The sequence below is a fragment of the Streptomyces sp. NRRL F-5650 genome, from assembly GCF_000721365.1.
Lineage (GTDB): Bacteria > Actinomycetota > Actinomycetes > Streptomycetales > Streptomycetaceae > Streptomyces > Streptomyces ardesiacus.
This window is the reverse complement of record NZ_JOGV01000010.1, coordinates 122402-141112: the sequence shown is the minus strand read 5'-3', so window position 1 is coordinate 141112 and position 18711 is coordinate 122402. Positions and strand designations below refer to the sequence as shown.

General features: G+C 72.7%; 17 protein-coding genes. 3 read left to right on the top strand and 14 right to left on the bottom strand.

The annotated features are described in order from the left end of the window. Positions 1–19: 19 nt before the first annotated feature. The 4 genes from IG88_RS0112250 to IG88_RS0112235 are packed head-to-tail and all read right to left on the bottom strand — an operon-like array spanning position 20 to position 4065. On the bottom strand, positions 20–910 hold the full coding sequence (locus tag IG88_RS0112250; RefSeq protein WP_031038874.1) for a carbohydrate ABC transporter permease: 891 nt from the start codon (positions 908–910) through the stop codon (positions 20–22). Further along, entirely contained in the window at positions 907–1857 is a 951-nt protein-coding gene (locus tag IG88_RS0112245) for a carbohydrate ABC transporter permease (RefSeq protein WP_031038872.1), read from the bottom strand. Before IG88_RS0112245 ends, IG88_RS0112250 begins: the two co-directional genes overlap by 4 nt. Positions 1858–1871: 14 nt before the next feature. After that, the gene (locus tag IG88_RS0112240) at positions 1872–3200 is read right to left on the bottom strand and encodes an ABC transporter substrate-binding protein (RefSeq protein ID WP_031038869.1); all 1329 of its coding nucleotides are present in this window, start codon (positions 3198–3200) and stop codon (positions 1872–1874) included. A gap of 37 nt (positions 3201–3237) precedes the next feature. Beyond that, on the bottom strand, positions 3238–4065 hold the full coding sequence (locus tag IG88_RS0112235) for an endo alpha-1,4 polygalactosaminidase (protein ID WP_031038867.1): 828 nt from the start codon (positions 4063–4065) through the stop codon (positions 3238–3240). Between the two features lie 372 nt (positions 4066–4437). Between IG88_RS0112235 and IG88_RS0112230 the strand changes: the two genes are divergently transcribed. Both IG88_RS0112230 and IG88_RS0112225 read left to right on the top strand, forming a co-directional pair. Then, on the top strand, positions 4438–4659 hold the full coding sequence (locus tag IG88_RS0112230) for a hypothetical protein (protein WP_031038865.1): 222 nt from the start codon (positions 4438–4440) through the stop codon (positions 4657–4659). A gap of 203 nt (positions 4660–4862) precedes the next feature. Continuing rightward, positions 4863–6284 (top strand): Gfo/Idh/MocA family protein, encoded by a 1422-nt coding sequence (locus IG88_RS0112225; protein ID WP_031038862.1) that lies wholly within the window; start codon positions 4863–4865, stop codon positions 6282–6284. 51 nt (positions 6285–6335) lie between these two features. Here the strand turns inward: IG88_RS0112225 and IG88_RS0112220 are convergent, their stop codons facing one another. Continuing rightward, entirely contained in the window at positions 6336–7088 is a 753-nt protein-coding gene (locus IG88_RS0112220; RefSeq protein ID WP_031038861.1) for a hypothetical protein, read from the bottom strand. Between the two features lie 331 nt (positions 7089–7419). Between IG88_RS0112220 and IG88_RS0112215 the strand changes: the two genes are divergently transcribed. After that, positions 7420–7623, top strand: coding sequence for a cold-shock protein (locus IG88_RS0112215; RefSeq protein ID WP_031038858.1), 204 nt, complete (start codon positions 7420–7422; stop codon positions 7621–7623). A gap of 102 nt (positions 7624–7725) precedes the next feature. On the opposite strand, the gene IG88_RS0112210 is transcribed toward IG88_RS0112215, so the two are convergent. From IG88_RS0112210 to IG88_RS0112170, 9 genes are all read right to left on the bottom strand, one after another. Continuing rightward, positions 7726–8541: an SAM-dependent methyltransferase gene (locus IG88_RS0112210; RefSeq protein WP_031038856.1), complete on the bottom strand. Its 816-nt coding sequence runs from the start codon at positions 8539–8541 to the stop codon at positions 7726–7728. 105 nt (positions 8542–8646) lie between these two features. Then, the gene (locus tag IG88_RS0112205; protein ID WP_031038854.1) at positions 8647–9240 is read right to left on the bottom strand and encodes a TetR/AcrR family transcriptional regulator; all 594 of its coding nucleotides are present in this window, start codon (positions 9238–9240) and stop codon (positions 8647–8649) included. A gap of 212 nt (positions 9241–9452) precedes the next feature. After that, positions 9453–9911 carry a cyclic nucleotide-binding domain-containing protein gene (locus IG88_RS0112200; RefSeq protein WP_031038852.1) on the bottom strand — a complete coding sequence of 153 codons (459 nt, stop codon included), beginning with the start codon at positions 9909–9911 and terminating at the stop codon, positions 9453–9455. 218 nt (positions 9912–10129) lie between these two features. Continuing rightward, complete coding sequence (locus IG88_RS0112195; protein ID WP_031038850.1) at positions 10130–11308, bottom strand: YncE family protein; 1179 nt, start codon at positions 11306–11308, stop codon at positions 10130–10132. Further along, the gene (locus tag IG88_RS0112190) at positions 11305–11958 is read right to left on the bottom strand and encodes an ankyrin repeat domain-containing protein (RefSeq protein ID WP_031038848.1); all 654 of its coding nucleotides are present in this window, start codon (positions 11956–11958) and stop codon (positions 11305–11307) included. The genes IG88_RS0112195 and IG88_RS0112190 overlap by 4 nt, the downstream gene beginning before the upstream one ends. A 187-nt stretch (positions 11959–12145) precedes the next feature. After that, a complete protein-coding gene (locus tag IG88_RS0112185; RefSeq protein ID WP_031038846.1) occupies positions 12146–12799 on the bottom strand; it encodes a maleylpyruvate isomerase N-terminal domain-containing protein in 654 nt (217 codons plus the stop codon). Between the two features lie 49 nt (positions 12800–12848). After that, the gene (gene glpK, locus IG88_RS0112180) at positions 12849–14372 is read right to left on the bottom strand and encodes a glycerol kinase GlpK (protein WP_031038844.1); all 1524 of its coding nucleotides are present in this window, start codon (positions 14370–14372) and stop codon (positions 12849–12851) included. Between the two features lie 188 nt (positions 14373–14560). Further along, complete coding sequence (gene nadE, locus IG88_RS0112175) at positions 14561–15391, bottom strand: ammonia-dependent NAD(+) synthetase (RefSeq protein ID WP_031038841.1); 831 nt, start codon at positions 15389–15391, stop codon at positions 14561–14563. Positions 15392–15527: 136 nt separating this feature from the next. Continuing rightward, the gene (locus IG88_RS0112170; RefSeq protein WP_031038838.1) at positions 15528–18536 is read right to left on the bottom strand and encodes a family 16 glycoside hydrolase; all 3009 of its coding nucleotides are present in this window, start codon (positions 18534–18536) and stop codon (positions 15528–15530) included. Positions 18537–18711 lie beyond the last annotated feature (175 nt).

Below are 18711 nucleotides of genomic sequence, written 5' to 3'. Positions count from 1 at the left end.
GCGGACGGAGGGCGGGCGGTCAGCCCTTGAGCCCGCTGGAGGTGATCGACTGGATGAAGGTCTTCTGCGCGCCGAGGAAGGCGAGCAGGACGGGCAGCACGGTGATGACGTTGCCCGCCATCACGGCCGCCCACTGGGTGTGGTGCTGCCCCTGGAACGTGGTCAGGCCCAGTTGCAGCGTGTACTGCGTGTCGTGGTTGATGGCGATCAGCGGCCAGGTCAGGTCGTTCCACGTGGTCAGGAAGGTGAGCACGGCCACCGTGGCCAGCGCCGGACGCGACAGCGGCAGCACGATCCGCCACAGCACCCGCAGCCGGGAACAGCCGTCGATCCAGGCGGCCTCCTCCAGCTCCCTGGGCAGCGAGAGGAAGAACTGCCGCAGCAGGAACACCGCGAACGGCGTGACCAGCGACGGCACGATCAGCGCGCCCAGGGTGTCGATGAGCCCGAGCTTCTTCATGACGAGGAACGTGGGGATCATCGTGAGCTGGAACGGCACCGCCATGGTGGCCAGCATCAGGCCCATCAGCACCCGGGACCCGGCGAACCGCATCCGGGCGAAGGCGTACCCGGCCAGCGAGCCGAAGACGAGGTTCGCGGCGACCGTGACGGCGGAGAGGACCAGCGAGTTGACGAACCAGCGGGGGAACATCGCGTTGCCCAGCACGTACCGGTAGCCGCCGAGGTCGATGCCGGACGGCCACAGGGCCGGCGGGAACCGGTTGATCTCCGCGTTGCTCATCACCGAGCTGAGCACCAGCCACACCAGCGGCACGGCGAAGACCAGGGCGAGCGGCGCCAGCAGCAGGTGCCAGGGGCTGAACGGGAGCCGCGGGCGGCGCCGTTCGGCGGCGGCGGGCCGTGCCGCCACGGCGCCCGCGGTGTCCGGGCGGGTGGAGGTCGCCGTCATGACCGGGCTCCTTCGGGACGGTGGCGTCCCCGACGCCGGGCGAGACGGACGGCCCCCGCGACCAGACCGAGCGCGACGGCCAGGACGTACGCGGCCGAGGCCCCGTACCCGGCGGTGGCGTTCTTGAAGGCCTGCTCCCAGATGAAGTAGACGATCACCGTGGTCGAGCCGAGCGGGCCGCCCTTGGTGGTGACGTACACGAGGTCGAAGACCTGGAGCGACTGGATGGCCTGCCACAGCACCAGGAAGACGGTGACCGGGGTGAGGGTGGGCAGCGTGACGTGGCGCAGCAGGTGCCGGCGCCCGGCGCCGTCCAGACGGGCCGCCTCGATCAGGGACTGCGGCACGTCCTGGAGGGCGGCGAGGTAGACCACGACGCAGAAGCCGGTGCCGCTCCACAGTGTGATCGCCACCAGCACGAGCAGCGCCTGGGAGGGATCGGACAGGAACCCCTGCGAGGAGAGGCCGAGGCGGTGCAGCACCGAGTTGGCCGCGCCGAATTCCGGGTCCAGGATGAAGGAGAACAGCACGCCCTGCGCGGTCGCCGACAGCACGAACGGCACGAAGATCAGGGTGCGGTAGAGGCCGACGAGGCGGATGCGCCGGTTGAGCACCAGGGCGAGGGCCAGGCCGAACAGCAGGCTCAGCGGCACGTACAGGACCGTGTAGAGCAGCGTGTTGCGGACCGCCTGGCTGAAGTTGGGGTCCTGGGCGAGGGCGCGGTAGTTGTCGAGGCCCACCCAGCGGCTGGGCGTGACCAGGTCGCTGGCCTGGAAGGACAGCAGCAGCGACCAGATCACCGGGACGATGCTCAGGCCGAGGACGATCAGGACGGCCGGCGAGACGAACACCCAGGCGGCGGAGGTCTCGCGGCGGCGCTTGCGGCGCAGGGGCCGCGGGTCGGGCGGCGGCCCCTCGACGGTGAGGGGGCGGGGGAGGCGCGGCATGACGGGGTGGCTCCTCAACGCGGTATGAGCAGGGCGGCGTTGGCGTCGTCGGCGCAGGCACGCAGTGCCTTCTCGGGGCTGCTGCGCCCCAGGAGCACGGCGACGATCGCCTGCCCGAGCGCCTGCGAGACCTCCGGGTACGCCGGATGGACGGGGCGTACGCGCGCCGTCTCCAGGGCTTTGGTGAACACGGCCAGGCCCTCGGTGCGGGCGACCTTGTCCTGCCAGGCGGGCAGGGCCTCGGTGCGGCGGCTCAGCGGGAGGCTGCCGGCCTCGATGTCCCAGCGCACGTCCTGCTCGGGCCGGGCCAGCCAGGTCAGGAAGGTGCGGGCGGCCTCGGAGCGGGCCTCGCCGTTGTCGAACACCGTCCAGGTGTCGGGCCCGGAGATGGTGACCGGGCGTCCGCTGAAGGAGGGCAGGGGAGCGACGTGGTAGTCGATCCCGGCGGTCTCGATGTCGGGCAACTGCCACGGGCCGGTGACCGCCATGCCCATGCGACCGGACTGGAACACCTGGTACATCTGCTCGCTGCCGGGCTTGGGGTCGACGTAGACGCTCTTGTCCCGGGCCAGGTCGGCCACCACCTGGAGCGCCCGGGCGCCGGTGCGGGCGAAGCCGATGTTCTTGCCGCCCTCGTCGACGACGTCGCCGCCCAGGTCCCAGATCAGCGGCCACAGGCGCCACACGGTGTCCTCGTCGCCGGTGCCCGGCCAGCCGGTGCCGAACCGTCCCCGGCCCGACCGGGTGAGCGTGCGCGCGCAGGAGACGAAGTCCGCCCAGGTCCAGCCGGCCCGGGGCAGGGGCAGACCGGCCTCGCGGAACAGCTTCTTGTTGCAGACCACGGCGAGCGAGTCGAGCACCGCGGGCGCTGCCCTGACCCTGCCGTTGAGGGTGACGGCGTCCCTGGAGGCCGCCCAGTAGTTCTTCCACGGCACGGGACCGGTGGCGACCGTGTCGGTGAGGTCGACGACCTGCGGGCTGCGGGCCACCCGGGCCAGGTCGGAGCCGAAGATGTAGGCGATGTCCGGGTACGAGCCGGCGGCGAGGGCGGCCGTCACCTTCTGCAGCATCACGTCCGAGAGCACGCCGCCGCCCAGCTTCACCCTGATCTTCGGGTGCGACCGTTCGAAGTCGGCGACGAGTCCTTCCAGGACCTTCTTCGCCGTGTCCGCCTGGCCGTGCCACATCTCGACGGTGACCGTGCCGTCGGCCGCGACGCCGTCGTCCGCTCCGGTCCCGCAGCCGCTCACCGCGGTGCCGGCCACCGCGGTGAGGGCGGCGCCCCCGCCGGCCCGCAGCACACCCCTGCGCGAGGGACGCGCGGCACGTCGGACCGCATCCATCAGTACCTCCAAGGACGGGACTGGCCGCCGCGCGGTCTCAGCAGGTCTCACGGACGTAGCCGTTGCTGCCCTTCGGCGACACGTCCAGGTCGCGCCGGACGATGCTCAGCTCGTCGCCGAAGCCCGCGCACGCCTTCGACAGTCCCTTGGCGGTGTACTCGACCACGACGACCCTGTCGCCGAACTCGGCCGTGTAGTCACCGCACTCGTCCCACTCGCCGCACTCCTCGGCGACCGCGAAGTCCAGCCCGTTCGCCTCACGGTTCGGGGCCAGTTCGGCGGTGTTCTTCTGCCCGATCGCCAGCCCGTCGGAGTGCGCGCGCTCCGCCAGCAGCCTGATGAGACCCTGCGCGTCGCTGGCGTCCAGCAGGTCACCGGCACGGGTGTAGCTGTCGTAGTTGTCCGGCTCGACGGCCTGGAAGCCCTTGTCCGCGCAGCCGTCGATCCAGGTGCCGACCTTCTCGGCGACGCGCTCGCGCTTGTCGGCGGTGCGGATGTCGAGGAAGGCCTCGCCCCAGTCGGTGTCGTAGACGACGTCGCCGTCCGCGTCGCGCAGCAGCAGGTCGTCGTCCCAGTCGTCCTCGGCGCCGGGCTGGGCCTGGAAGGCGTTGACGTAACAGATGTTGTACAGGCCCGGGGCGGGGGAGGCCGTGTGGTCGCGGCTGACCACCTCCACGCCGGCCGGCGGGGTGTAGGCGCCGCCGATCTGGTAGTCGAAGCCCGCGTGCGCGGGCGGCGGGGAGTACGCGGCCGCCTCGGCCCGGGCGCCGCCGGGGACGAGTGCGGCGGCGGTGACGAGGACGGCGGTGGCCCCGATGCCGGCCAGTACCGGCTTCCTGCGGGTGTGTACGTGGGTACGGCTCATGGTTCGAGCTCCGGAGGGTGGTGGGCACGTCCCCGCCTCGGACGCGCGTGGCCGTCCTGGCGACTCAGTCCGGGCTCCTGGCGCGGGGCCAGCTACCGGCTGGGCGTACCTCTGCCGCCGATCACACGGCATCGGCGTTGATCGGGAGTAAATCGACCGGATCCAGGCCCTGTCAAGGGTTCGAAGCGAGAGAGGCGGTGCGCGAAGCTGATCGGAAAGTGGTTTTTCCGTGCAGGAACAAGCAGGAGGCGTCGGCCCTCGACCGTCCGGGAACGATGAAGGCGTGCCAGGTGGCAGGCGTGATCACGCGGCTCCCTCGGGGCTGGTAGCGTCGCGTGGTCGCGGCGGGCGGCGCGAGAGAGGTGTCGGTGCGTGGGAGAGCGGCAGGGTCGCGAGTGGGCGGCGATGACGCCGGGCGACTTCGACCGGGACGCCCCCCTGGTCCTCAACGTGGGCACCGGCCCCGCCGCCGTCCCGGCCGAGCCGGACGAGTACGGCACCGCACCCCTGTTCGGCGAGAGCGCGCCCGCCCCTCCCGCCCCGCGCCGCAAGGGCCGCACGAGGCCCCAGCCCGCCCAGGAGCGGCTGTTCTGACGGTCCCGCAGGGACGCCGGCTCGGCCCCGGGGTGCGCGGAAGTGCTCGGAACGGGTGCGCATCGAGCACGTATTGACATGTCACGGCACAGCCCGCAGAGTCATGCCCCGACAGTGTTCGACCGTTCGACAGCTCGACGTTGCCCGACAACGCCCGACCGCGCCCCGACCGTGATGCGTACGCCACGAGGAGTGTTGCCGTCATGTCCGAAACGCCCGCTGTCTCCCGCCGACTGCTCCTGGGCTCCGCCGCCGCCACCGGCGCCCTCGCGACCGGGATCGGTGCCGCCGCCCCCGCCGCCTCGGCGGCGGGGCAGGCACCCCGCCGCAAGCCCGGCCAGAAGACGATGATCGGTGTGCCCTTCGCCGCCCACCGCACCGTCCGTGTCGGCGTCATCGGCCTCGGCAACCGGGGCGCGAGCATGATCACCGGCTGGGCCGCCGTGCCCGGCTGCACCGTGACCGCAGTCTGCGACATCCGCGCCGACCGGGCCGAGCGCGCCGCCGACCGCCTGGAGAGCAAGGGCGTCCCGCGCCCCGCCGAGTACGGCGGCTCCGTCGACTCCTACGCCCGGATGCTCCGCCGCGACGACATCGACCTCGTGTACGTCGCCACGCCCTGGGAGTTCCACTACGAGCACGGCCGGGCCGCGCTGCTCAGCGGCCGGCACGCCGTCGTGGAACTCCCCGTCGCCACGGAACTGCGCCAGCTGTGGGACCTCGTCGACACCTCGGAACGCACCCGCAGACACCTGATGCTGTCCGAGAACTGCAGCTACGGCCGCAACGAACTGGCCATGCTGAGGGCGGCGCACGACGGCCTGTTCGGAGACATCACCAACGGCCACGGCGGCTACCTGCACGACCTGCGCGAACTCCTCTTCTCCGACACGTACTACACCGACTCCTGGCGGCGCCTGTGGCACACCCGCAGCACCGCCTCCTTCTACGCCATGCACGGGCTGGCCCCCATCGCGGCGGCGATGGACGTCAACCGCGGCGACCGCATGACCACCCTGCGCGCCACCGCGACGGCCCCCAGGGGCCTGGCCGACTACCGGGCCCGCTTCGTCCCGCGCGACCACCCGTCCTGGAAGGAGACCTACATCAACGGCGACCTCGTCACCTGTCTGATCGAAACGGCGCGGGGCAGGACGATCCGCGCGGAGCACGACGTGAGTTCGCCCCGGCCCTACAGCCGGATCAACACCCTCGCCGGCAGCCGCGGCATCGTCGAGGACTACGCCGGATCCGGCCCGACCGGAGCCCGCGTCTACGTCGAACCGGACCACAGCGGCCACACCTGGCGCGACTTCGAGGCCTACCGCAAGGAGTACGACCACTGGCTGTGGCGGAAGGTCGGCGACGACGCCGCGAACAACGGCGGCCACGGCGGCATGGACTACGTCCTGCAGTGGCGCACCGTCCAGTCGATGCGCGCGGGCCTGGTGCCGGACATCGACGTCTACGACTCGGCCGCCTGGTGCTCCTCCGTCCCCCTGAGCGTCATGTCGCTGGCCAAGGGCGGCCGGCCCGTGGAGATACCGGACTTCACCCGGGACGCCTGGCGGCAGCGCAGGGCGGGCCTCGACTCGGAGCCCACCGAGATGCCGCCCGTCGGCTGAGCCGGGCACACCGGTCGTCGCGCCCACGGGGACGCCCTGCCGCGGCACGCCCTACCGGGCCAGGACGTCCCGCGGGCCCATGACGACGACCGGCTCCCTGTCCGGGTCCAGTGCGGTCAGCAGCGCCCGCATGTGCTCCTCGCTCAGGGACACGCAGGCGTTGGTCGGCCCGTCGTGGTCCACGTGGATCCACACGCCGCCGCCCTTGTCCTCGCCCAGGGGGCGGGCCTTGTCCAGCGGGGAGGTGCCGGGCACCCGGTTGTAGTCGATGGCGACCACGTAGTCGAAGGACCCTTCCAGGGGCTCGCCGAGGTACCCGGTGCCGGACACGGAGAACTCCGGGTCCTCGTCGTAGGGCAGCAGGGTGCCCGGGTCGGGCAGCCGGCCCCCCGCGTCGCTGAGACCGAAGACGCCGATGGGCGTGTGCAGGTCGCCCGCCTCGTGGTCCTCGGTCCAGCCGCGCAGGCCGTTGTGCGCGGGCCACGGACCGGCCACCGCGCGCCAGCCCTCGGCCGGCTCCTGCTCGTAGAGCACCACACGGGCCCGGGACGAGTCCTCGGCCTCGCCGGTGACCACCAGGGCCTGCCGGGTGCCGTCCGGGAGCCGCTCGCGCACGAGCGGCCCGACCACGGGCAACGGCCGGGGGAAGGAACGCGGGGGAGCGGGGCGCGGGGCCGCGGAACTCGCGGGTGCGTGCGCGTCCTGGGAGGTGGCGGCCGTGTGCTCCCGGGCGCAGCCGGTGGCCAGCACGCCGGCGCACATGACGGCGCCGGTCACCAGAGCCAGCGCTTTCCTGACGGTCATATCGATCTCCGACTCCGTGGGTGGTCTCTTCATAGCTAGACCACTTGGGGAACCGGGGTGTGCGGCCGCCTCGCCGTCTCCCCCGGATGGCGCAGCGCGGACCCGTACGGCGGTCGCCCGAGGGCTCCGAGCGGCAACATGGTTGCCGCTCGGACCCCTTACTCACTGGTGGGGCTCGGACATGCCGTGTAGCGTCAGCAGCAGATGTCGTGGTTCGCCCAGACCGCCCGCGCCGGAGTGCGGGCGGTTTGCTGTGCAATGCCGGAGGACCAGGACGACCACCTCCGGGTTCGCGCGGTGCGGATCCGATCACGGCTGAAAGGCAAAAGGCATGGCCAGCGGAACCGTCAAGTGGTTCAACTCTGAAAAGGGCTTCGGCTTCATCGCGCAGGACGGCGGCGGCCCCGACGTCTTCGCGCACTACTCCAACATCAACGCGACGGGCTACCGCGAGCTGCAGGAAGGCCAGGCCGTCACCTTCGACATCACCCAGGGCAACAAGGGCCCGCAGGCGGAGAACATCACCCCCGCCTGACCGGGAGGTCGCCGAGCAGGGCGGGGCCCCGGGAGCCGCAGGTTTCCCGGGGCCCCGCCCTGTGGCATGCGGCGCCCCGCGGCACGCGCGCGGGGCGGGGCGTCACGGCTTGCGGGCGAGTCCGCCGTGCTCGCCGATGGGCTCCGCGTCCCCGGCGCCCGCCTCCGGACGCCACAGGGTCACCGGGACCACGCCGGGCTCCACCAGCTCCAGACCGTCGAAGAACGCGGTGATCCGGTCCACGGTGCGCAGGACGTACGGTGCGGCGCCGCTCTCGTTGTAGGCGTCCTGGGCCCGTTCGAACTCCGGGTCGATGCCCCGCGAGCCGTCGTTGACCGACAGGAAGCTGCCGGACGGCAGGGCGTCGACCAGCCGGGAGACGACGGAGCGCGCCCGGTCGTAGTCGGGGATGTGACCCAGGATGTTGCTCAGGATCAGGGCGACGGGCCGGTCGAAGTCCAGTGTGCGGGCGGCCGCCGCCAGGACCGTGTCGGGGTCGAGCACGTCGGCGTCGACGTAGGCGGTCGCACCCTCGGGGGTGGAGTACAGCAGCGCGCGGGCGTGGGCGAGGACCATCGGGTCGTTGTCGACGTAGACGATCCGCGCCTCGGGCGCCAGGCGCTGGGCGACCTCGTGGGTGTTGTCGGCGGTCGGCAGCCCGGTGCCGATGTCGAGGAACTGCCGGATGCCCGCCTCGGCGACCAGATGGGTGATGTTGCGGCGCAGGAAGGCGCGGCTGCTGCGGGCGATGGTGACGATGCCGGGGAAGACGGCGGTGTACGCGTCACCGGCCTGCTCGTCGACCGGGTAGTTGTCCTTCCCGCCCAGCCAGTAGTTCCAGATCCGGGCCGAGTGCGGCACGGACGTGTCGATCTTCTGCTGCGCGGTGCTGCCGGGGGTCGTCGAGGAGTCGCTCATGGGTGCGGTCCGTCTTTCAGCCGAGGCGTGGGTGCTTGGACCCAACCTACGTCGCAAGGGGCCCTCCCCGTACACCGGTTGACCGGCAGGACCGGGCGGCCGTCCTCAGTCGCGGACGCTCCCCGCGGCGCCCCGGCTGCGGGCCACCGCCGTGCCGAGGGTGTCGGCACACTCACCCACCAGGTGCCGCAGCGTCCGCTGCCCGGGCCCGTGGACCCATTGCTCGAAGGCCACCTTGAGCAGGGCGACGGCCGCCTCGGCGGTCAGCCGCGCGGTCAGGTCGTCCGTGCCGCGGTCGCGCAGCGCCTCGGCCAGCGCACCGGAGAGCGTCGCGAGCTTGGTCAGCTCCCGCTCCTGCAGCTCCGCGTTGGCGTCGATGACGCTCTGCCGCAGGCGCACCAGATCACCGCGCTCCTCGAAGACACCCACCGCGGCGTCGAGGGCGGCCATGGCCGCGTCCATCGGCGTCGCGTCCGCGGGCGCCGCGGCGACGGCGCCCGCGCACAGCTCCGCCAGCCTGCCGGAGCCCGCGAAGAGGACCTCCCGCTTGTCGGCGAAGTGCCGGAAGAACGTCCGCTCCGTCAGCCCCGCACGCCTGGTGATCTCGGCCACCGGGGTCTGCTCGTAACCGCGCTCGGCGTACAGCTCCAGCGCCGCCTGCTCCAGGCGGCCGCGCGCGTTCGGCTCCCATCGACCCATGCCGCGGAGTCTACGCGAGGACAGCCGCTGTCATGCACGTCGTTCCGTCGCAGGTGGCCGCGACCCGGCGGTCCCGGCGGTCCCGGCCGGGGAGGCCGGCTCGGCCGGGACCGCGTGGGCGAGGAACTGCGCGCGCCTCGCGCATGTGTCACCCATCGGCCCGCAATCCGATGGAGTCGTGCCGCGGACGGCCGACGGAGTCCGGAGCGGTGTCAGCGCAGTCCCCCGCTGCCGTACGGCCCGTACAGGTCGAGCAGCCGGATCCGGGCGGCCTGCAGGCGGTGGGCGACCACCTTGCCGACCCAGACGGCGACCGCGCGCCCGAACTCGGCGTCGCGGGCGCACATCTCCCGCGTGGCGTCCGCGTCGAACTCCCAGGCCCGCACCGGAGTCGTGGCCTCGCCGCCCAGTTGCCACAGGTGCGGAGGGAAGTGCCAGGACCAGCCGACGAGTTCGCCGTGGCCGAGGGTCTCGATGACGGGGGGCCTGCGTCCCGGGACGCGCAGGTCGAGGCTGACCGTGCCGGTCCGGACGATCCAGAACCGGTCGGCGCGCCGTCCTTCCTCGAAGAGGCGGGTGCCCTCCGTGAGGGAGACCTCCCGCGCGATCCGCATGAGTCGTGCGCGGTGGTCGCCGTGGAGGGCCGCCGACAGGGTGGTGGCAGAGGTCATCGCTCCGGCTCCTTTCGTGCGGTCACCGCGGACGGACGGCGGGGGCACCGCTCGGCGGGGCGGCCGGCCCGGCGGTCCGGGACCGCTGCTGCTCCGGCCGCGCGGCTCGCCGTTCCCTTCGGGTGCACGCCGGGGGCTGTCCCTTCCAGGGTCCCGCCGACCGGCGCGGGACACCAGGGGCGGCTCGGTTCGGCCACGGGCCGGTGGCCTCGGCGGCCTCACGCCCGGCGCGGTCCACCGTCGCCGAGGACCGCGACGGCCAGCGGGCGCTCGCCCACCGGGAGCCGGGTCACCCCTCCGGTGCCGAGGTCGACGACACTCAGGCCGTTCCAGTAGCCGTCGCGGGTGAAGCCGCCCGTGACGTAGGCGGTGCGGCCGTCGGCCGACAGGGCGACGGTCTCGTGCGGGCCGTCCAGGGGGATGACCCGTTCGTCGCCGTCGGGCGTGCGGACGGTCAGGGACGGGCCGTCGTCCCGGGACGGATCGATCGGCCCGGTGCCCACGACGTAGAGCGTGCCGTCGGCGCCCGCCGTGACGCCGTGCTGGTGGGTGTTGGCGGTCATGTCCTCGACCCGGACGCGCCCGGTGCCGGGGTCGACCACCGCCAGGCGCTCGCCCTCGAACGGCAGCAGCAGGGCGCCGTCGGAGGGGCGTACGGCGGTGTAGTGCGGCTTGAGCCAGGAGCCGAGGCCGCCCTCGGTGCCGTAGGGGGCGACCTCGATGCTGCGCGTCGTCCAGTCCCCGGTGCCGACGACGGTCACGTCGAACGAGTCGTGGTTGGTGGCGTAGACCTGCCGGCCGTCGTGCGAGACGTCGACGTCGAAGGGGCGGCGGCCGACCGGGACGACCCGCGTCACCTCCCGCCGCCGGGTGTCGACGACCTCCAGGGTGCCGTCGCCGCCGGGGACGTTGACCCCGACGTAGACACGGCTGCCGTCGGGGGACAGGGCGATGCCCATGCCGCCGCCGCGGTACTCGCCGGTCGTCACGGGGCCCGTGTCCGTCCGGTAGGGGACGAGGGCGGTGCGCTCGCGGGTGCGGGTGTCCACGGCGGCCACGCCCTCCGCGGTCGCCACCCACGCCGTGCCGTCCTCGCCGAGGACGACCCCGTACGGCGCCGTCCCGACCCGTACCGAGCCGAGGGCGGCCGCCCCGTCCCGCGCGGCCGGGTCGACGAAGGTGACGGTGTCGGCGCCGAAGTCGGTGACCAGCAGGGTGCCGTCCGGTGTGCGTGCCGGGGCGCCGCCGGAGCCGGGCGGGCGCGCGGACGCGGCGGAGGGCGCGGTGGACGCGGGGGCCGCGGCATCGTCGTCGCCGGCGTCCGACGCGCATCCGGCCAGGGCCGCGGCGACGGCGGCCAGCGCGGCGAGGCGGCTCCCGAGGGAACGCCGGTTCACCGCCGCCCGCCCTCCTGGCCGGGGCCGTCGCCGTCGCGCGACTCGGCCCGCCGCAGCAGGTCCGCGATGGCGCGGAACCCCCTGCGCTCGGCGTGCGTCCGGGCCGTGACACCGTCGCCGTCCGGCAGCGACGGGTCGGCGCCCGCGTCGAGCAGGGCCGCCACGACGTCCAGGTGCGTGCGGTCGCCGTCCCCGAGGACCACCGCCTCCAGCAACGCCGTCCAGCCGAGCCGGTTGACGTGGTCGACGTCCATGCCGGTCTCCGCGAGCACGGCCCGTACGTAGGCCACGTGGCCGCGCTCGCTCGCCGGGATCACCGAGACGCCGCCGAAGCGGTTGGTCAGCGTGACGTCCGGTCCGCCGGGCAGCAGCGTCCGCATCATCGCGACGCTGCCCGTGACCCCGGTGACCAGCCACGCGCTGTCGTCGCGCGCGTCCTGGGCGTTGACGTCGGCGCCGGCCGCGACCAGCACCTCGGCGACCGCGACCCGGTCGGCCAGGGCCGCGAGGAGCAGCGGTGTGCGGCCCTGTTCGTCGCGCCGTTCCCGGTCGGCACCGGCCCGCAGCGCGGCGCGGTCGGCGTCGGCGTCACCGCGGCGGACGGCGTCCGAGAGGGCGAGGTCGGCGGGGGTGGGTGGCTTGGCGGTCATGGTGGGACAGCTCCGCGGTGTCGGGGACGTGTGCCTCCAGCCTGGAGCACGGTCGCACCGGTGCGGATCGACGCTCCGGCTCCGTGACTTCTGCCGATCGGACGACGCCCCGGTCGTCCGATCGGACGACCCACCGACCTACCGAGCCGCCGGTCGCGCCCGCCTCGCGTCCGTCGGCCGGTGCCGGTCACCCGACCGGAAACGGGAGTCGCGTCGCCAAGTCGCCCAGGGCCGTCGTCTCGGCCGGGTTCGGGGTTCGGCGGCCCGTGCCGATCAGCAGGGCGTCCCGGTCGGTGAGGGACGTGGGGAACCTCGCCCCGACGACGCCCTCCAGCAGTTCCCGCGAGTGCCCGAGGCCTTCCGCCGGAGGGGGCGCCGCCCCGGGGACGTGGGCGATCAGGTCGAGGTGGTGCAGGGTCCACTCCAGGACGTACGCCGAGAGGTAGTCGCCCGCCGTGAGTGTCTGACCCTGGGTGGCGACCCGGCCCGCGGGGTCGGCGAGCGCGGCGGCACGGCCCGCGGCGGAGCCGACGTCGTCGAGGTGGAACCTGAGCAGCTCCGGCTGCTCGTAGGCGGCGGCGAGCCGGACGGTCAGCGCGTCGAGCGGGTCGTCCCCCGTCGGGGGCTCCACGATCCGCCAGTAGGTGACCGCGTCCCGGGTCGCCTCCCCGGCGGCCGGAGTGGCGAGGGTGATCAGGACGTCCTGGGCGTCGACGACCAGGTGGCACACGAGGTCCCGGACGAGCCAGCCGGTGCAGCCGGACGGCCGGGCGAAGTCCTCGTCGGAGAGGCCGGCGACCGCGGCGAGCAGAGCGGACCAGGAACGGGAGAAGACATCCATGCCCGACACCCAAACACCCCGGCCCGTTCGGCCGCGACCGGATTCGGGATCAGCTCTCGGGGACCTTGACCCAGTCCAGCGTGCGCTCCACCGCCATCTTCCAGCCCGCGTACCCCTGGGCGCGCTGCTCCTCGGACCACTGGGGCTCCCAGCGCCTGGACTCGCTCCAGTGGGTGCGCAGTTCGTCGGTGTCCCGCCAGAAGCCCGTGGCGAGCCCCGCCGCGTAGGCGGCGCCCAGCGCGGTGGTCTCCGCGACGACGGGGCGGCTGACCGGGACGCCGAGGACGTCGGCCTGGATCTGCATGCACAGGTCGTTGGCGGTCACCCCGCCGTCGACCCTGAGCACGTCCAGGTGGACCGAGGAGTCCTGCTCCATGGCCTCGACCACGTCACGGCTCTGGTAGCAGATGGACTCCAGCGTCGCCCGGGCCAGGTGCGCGTTGTCGTTGTACCGGGCGAGTCCGACGATCGCGCCCCGGGCGTCGGAGCGCCAGTACGGCGCGAACAGGCCGGAGAAGGCGGGGACGAAGTACATGCCGCCGCTGTCCTCGACCGTGCGGGCGAGTTCCTCGCTCTCGGCCGCCGTCTTGATGATCTTCATCTGGTCGCGCAGCCACTGCACGGCGGACCCGGTCACGGCGATCGAGCCCTCCAGCGCGTAGACCGGCGGATTGTCCCCGAACTGGTAGGCCACGGTGGTCAGGAGGCCGTGCCGGGAGCGGACCAGTTCGGTGCCGGTGTTGAGGACCAGGAAGTTGCCGGTTCCGTAGGTGTTCTTGGCCTCACCGGGGGAGAAGCACACCTGGCCGACGGTGGCCGCGTGCTGGTCGCCCAGGACCCCGGTGATGGGGACGGCGGCGCGCAGCGGGCGGGAGGTCCGGGTCGTGCCGTACGCCTCGGGGTGGGAGGAGGGGTTGATGGTGGGCAGCATGCTGCGCGGGATGCCGAAGAAGCCGAGCAGTTCGTCGTCCCAGTCGAGCGTCTCCAGGTCCATCAGCATGGTGCGGCTGGCGTTGGTCACGTCGGTGGCGTGGATGCCGCCGTCGGGCCCGCCGGTCAGGTTCCACAGGACCCAGGAGTCCGTGTTGCCGAACACCGCGTTGCCCTGCTCGGCGGCTTCCCGGACGCCGTCGACGTTCTCCAGGATCCACTGGATCTTCCCGCCGGAGAAGTACGTCGCGGGCGGCAGCCCGGCCTTGCGGCGGATGACGTCGCCCCGGCCCGAGCGCTCCAGGGCGGCGGCGATGGCGTCGGTGCGGGTGTCCTGCCAGACGATGGCGTTGTAGTAGGGACGGCCGGTGCGCGGGTCCCAGACCACGGTGGTCTCGCGCTGGTTGGTGATGCCGATGGCCGCCAGGTCCGTGCCCGAGAGGCCGCCGTTGCGCAGGGCGTTCTGCATCACCGAGTTGGTGCGCTCCCAGATCTCCACCGGGTCGTGCTCCACCCACCCGGAGCGCGGGAGGATCTGCTCGTGCTCCAGTTGGTGCTTCGCGACCTCGTTGCCCCCGTGGTCGAAGATCATGAACCGCGTGCTGGTGGTTCCCTGGTCCACCGCGCCGATGAAGTCCGCCATGTCCGCTCCGCCTCTCCGGCCGGTGTGGGTCCTGGTTCGGGCACCCCTCGGCCAGACTAAGACGGCTCCTGGCAAACCGCACATAATGGACATGGATGGCGCCGTGGCCGGCGGTGGCGGCGTGGGCCGCCACCGCCGGCCACGTCAGGAAGCGATCGGCGGCAGGCCGGGAAGCGAGCGGAGGACGGTCAGGGAGCGATCGGCAGGCGGCGCTTGTGGTCGGTCTGCCGGTAGCGCGTGACGATCGTCCGGAAGGTCTCCTCCTTCACCGGCCTGCCCTCCAGGAAGTCGTCGATCTCGTCGTACGTGACCCCGAGGGCGTCCTCGTCGGCCTTGCCGGGGTCGAGCGTCTCCAGGTCGGCAGTCGGAACCTTCCGCACCAGCTCGGCGGGGGCACCCAGCGCGTCGGCGACGGCGCGCACCCGGCGCTTGGTGAGGCCGGTCAGCGGCACGAGGTCGGCGGCGCCGTCGCCGAACTTGGTGAAGAAGCCGGAGACCGCCTCGGCCGCGTGGTCGGTGCCGACGACCAGGCCGTCGTGCGCACCGGCCACGGCGTACTGGGCGATCATGCGCTGCCGGGCCTTGATGTTGCCCAGCACGAAGTCCTGGTGGCGCTCGTCGCGGAAGGCCACGTCGGCGGCGAGCAGGGCGGCCAGCGACGCGTCGCTGGCCGGCTTGACGTCCACGGTCAGCACCTCGTCGGGCTGGATGAAGGACAGCGCCAACTGGGCGTCGTGCTCGTCCGCCTGGACCCCGTGCGGCAGCCGCATCGCGTAGAAACGGGCCTCGTGGCCCGCGGCGCGGACCCGCTCCACGGCGAGCTGGCACAGCCGGCCCGCGGTGGTCGAGTCGACACCGCCGCTGATGCCGAGCACGAGGGCGCGCAGCCCCGTGGAGGTCAGGCGCTCGGCGAGGAAGGCCACTCGGCGCTCGATCTCCCCTTCGGCGTCGAAGGTCTCCGCGACCTCCAGCTCCCGGGCGATCTCCTTCTGCAGGGCGATGGACGCCGGCTCGCTCAATTCCGCTCCTTGTTCGACGGGCAGGGGGTTTCCCGTTTCAGCCTACCCAGAGCCGCCCGCGGCACCGGCCCGCCCGTCCGATCCGGGCAGCGGCGGTGCGGGACGGCGTTCAGGAACCGCCCCGCACCGCCCCGGTTCACCCGAGCGGTTCCACCCGGATGTCCCGGAACCGGACCTTGTTGCCGTGGTCCTGGAGCCGGATCGCCCCGGCGGCGGGCGACTCCGCCCGGCCCGCCGCGGTGGGCCCGTCGAGGGCGACGTCGTCGTGGACGGTCCTGCCGTTCCACACCACCGTCACCCGCGCGTCGGCGGTCTTGGCGCCGGTCTCGTCGAAGCGGGCGGCACGGAAGACGACGTCGTACGTCTGCCAGGTCTCCGGGGCCGTCGCCGCGTTGAGGTCGGGCGCCTTCTTCAGATAGATCGCCCCGGCCTCGTCCGTGCCGGGGGTGGTGTCGCCGTAGGAGTCGAGGCTCTGCAGCTCGTAGCGGTCCTGGAGGTAGATGCCGCTGTTGCCGCGGTCCTGCCCCGTCACGTCGTCCGGCAGCAGCGGCACACGGAACTCCACGTGGAGCCTGAAGTCCTGGTAGGCGTCCTTGGTGCGGATGTCGCCGCAGCACACCTCCATCGACCTCTGCGCGGCGAGCGGCCACGCCACCGGCCGTCCGTCCGTGTGCTGCCACTGCCCCTGCGAGGCGGCGGTGCCGTCGAACAGGGCGACCGCGGCGCCGTGCGGGTGCACGGTCACCAGGTCGAGGTTGACGTGCCCGGTGTCGCCGGGGTCGTACCGGTAGGAGAGCGTGTTGTGCCCCGCGCGCAGCCTCACCCTCTCGGTCCGGGTGGACCAGGTGTCCCAGTCCCCGGTGGACGGGAGCAGGGTCTGGCGCACCTTCTCCCCGTTGGCGTACAGGGAGAGCGACTTGGTGCCCTGGAAGGGGTTCGGGCCGTTGGAGTAGCGCAGGCCCACGTCGTAGGTGCCGGGCTTGGGGACGGTCACGTCGAAGGTCGTGGTGGCCTTGCCCTCGGTGGCCCAGCGGTCGACGAATCCGCTGCCGGAGTAGCCGGTGTGGTCGGTGTTGATGCCCGCCGTCCCGGTCAGCCGTGCCTCCTCCGCCTCGTACGAAGTGGCCGCCGGAGGCTGCTTGCCGGGCATCTCGTTGAGCGTGTACCAGGCCTCCGTGCTCCACAGCGTCTCGCCGGCGGCGGAGCTGAACGGGCGGGGTGAGCGCACGTGCACCACGCGGTCCGGCTTCAGGCCGTCCAGCCGCAGCCGGACGGTGCGGCCGTCCTTCGAGAGCGTCGCGGACCGCACGGCCAGCTTCTCCTCGGCGATCTTCGGGCCGCCGTAGGCGGAGGTGGGCGTGTAGCGCCACTGCTCGGCCTCGTAGGCGGCCGCGAGCGCGGCGGCCGTCTCCCCGGACACCGGCTGGGTGTACGTCAGGTCGAAGCCGCCCGGCACGGCCCGCATCTTCTGCACGTCGAAGGTGTTGCCGCCGTTCGGCGTGAGCTTCTGCAGGCCGAACTTCAGCTTGCCCTCCTGGCCCCAATTTCCGTCGGCCCCCAGCCCGCCGGTGTAGATCGCGCCGTCGGGGCCGAGGGAGACGCGGTTGACGCCCGCCTCCAGGCCCTGCGTGTAGCGGAAGACGGCGCCCTGGTACTGGCCCTTCACCTTCTCCAGGTAGGCGCGCTGGAGGCCGCCGTAGGTGACGTCGCCGATCAGCATCTGGCCCGCGAAGGTGCCCTTGGTCAGGTACAGCGGAGTGGAGGGCGAGTTGCCGATCTCGTTCTGCGGCAGCCACACCACCGGCTGGGTGACCGGGGAGCCCTCGAAGGGGCCGGCGGGTTCGGTGTAGTGGTTGAAGAAGCGGTCCTGCTTGACCTGGACCAGCTTCGAGGCGGGCAGCCAGCCGCCCTGGTTGTCGGTGGCGAACAGGTCGCCGCCCGGCCCCCAGCCCATGCCGTTCGGGGTGCGCAGCCCGCCCGCGACCGGACTGATCTTCCCCGTCTTCTTGCTGATCCGGTAGGTCGTCCCGCGGTTCGGCGCGGGCTGCGGGGTGGTGGTCGCGCCGCCGAGGTCGATGGCGACGGAGAGGTTCACGTAGAAGTAGCCGTCGCGGTAGAGCAGGCCGAACGCGAACTCGTGGAAGTTGCCGCCGTAGGGCCAGGTGGCGACCGTGCGGTACTCGTCGGTCACGTCGTCGCCGTCGCGGTCGACCAGCCGGGTCAGTTCGTGCTTCTGGGAGACGTAGAGCGAGCCGTCCACGTACTTGATGCCCATGGGTTCGCGCAGGCCGCTCGCCACCTTCTCGACCGTCACCTTGTCGCGGCTGGTGTCACCGGTGACGTGGTCCAGGAGGTACACCTCTCCGGCAACGTTGTCGGTGCCGCCCCAGGTGCTGATCGCCAGGCGGCCGTCGGGCAGCCAGTCCATGCCGGTGACTTGTGGTTCGAAACCGTCGGGGCGCAGGTCGGTGAGGTCGAGGTCGGGGCGTACGGAGGTCAGGGGCAGACCGTCGCCGGGGGTGTCGCGCCCGGCTTCGCACTCCTTGCGGCCCGGCGCCGTCACCCGGACGACCCCGGCGTCGGTGCTCAGCGCCTCGGTGGGCACGACGGTGAACGCGCTCTCGCCCGGCGGCATCCAGGAGAGCTGCAACTGCTGGCCGCCGCCGCGGTCGAAGTGCTCGATGCGCAGTGCGTGCGCCCCCGCGGTGAGTTCGACCGTGCCGTCCTTGGGCTCCGCACCGTGCAGCCCGTCGTGGTCGACGACCGTGGAGCCGTCGAGGGTCAGCCGGGAGCCGTCGTCGCTGACCAGACGGAACACATAGGTGCCGGCCCGCGGAGCGAGCAGGTAACCGGACGCCTCGGAGACGAAGTTGTCGGCGATGCCGCCGAAGTCGTCGGTGGTGGACCAGTCGACCGTCGGCATCAGCTTGTCGTGGTTGGGGGTCTGGCCCGGTTTGAGGGTGCACAGCTCGTTCAGCGGCGTCTGCACGTCGAACACGCGCAGTGTGACGCCGGGTTCCTGTGGCGGGATGTCGGCCTGGGCCGCCGAGGACGCCGGGGCGGCCCAGGCACCGCCGACCGCGACGGCCGAGGTCAGCAAGAGGATGAGGTGTCTTCGGGCACGCGATAACAGCCGTTGGCGCATTGGTCCTCCGGGTGGTGGGGACCGGACCGTGCCGGAAATCGCTCCGGTCTTGTGCGGGGTGACGGTTGTTCCGCCGCCAAGGTAGGAGACTTCCGCTTGACATGTCCATACTTTGTCATCGGTGTGTTCAAAGCTCCCGGGCGCCGGGGGGCGGTCCGTGCTCCTGACGCAGCGC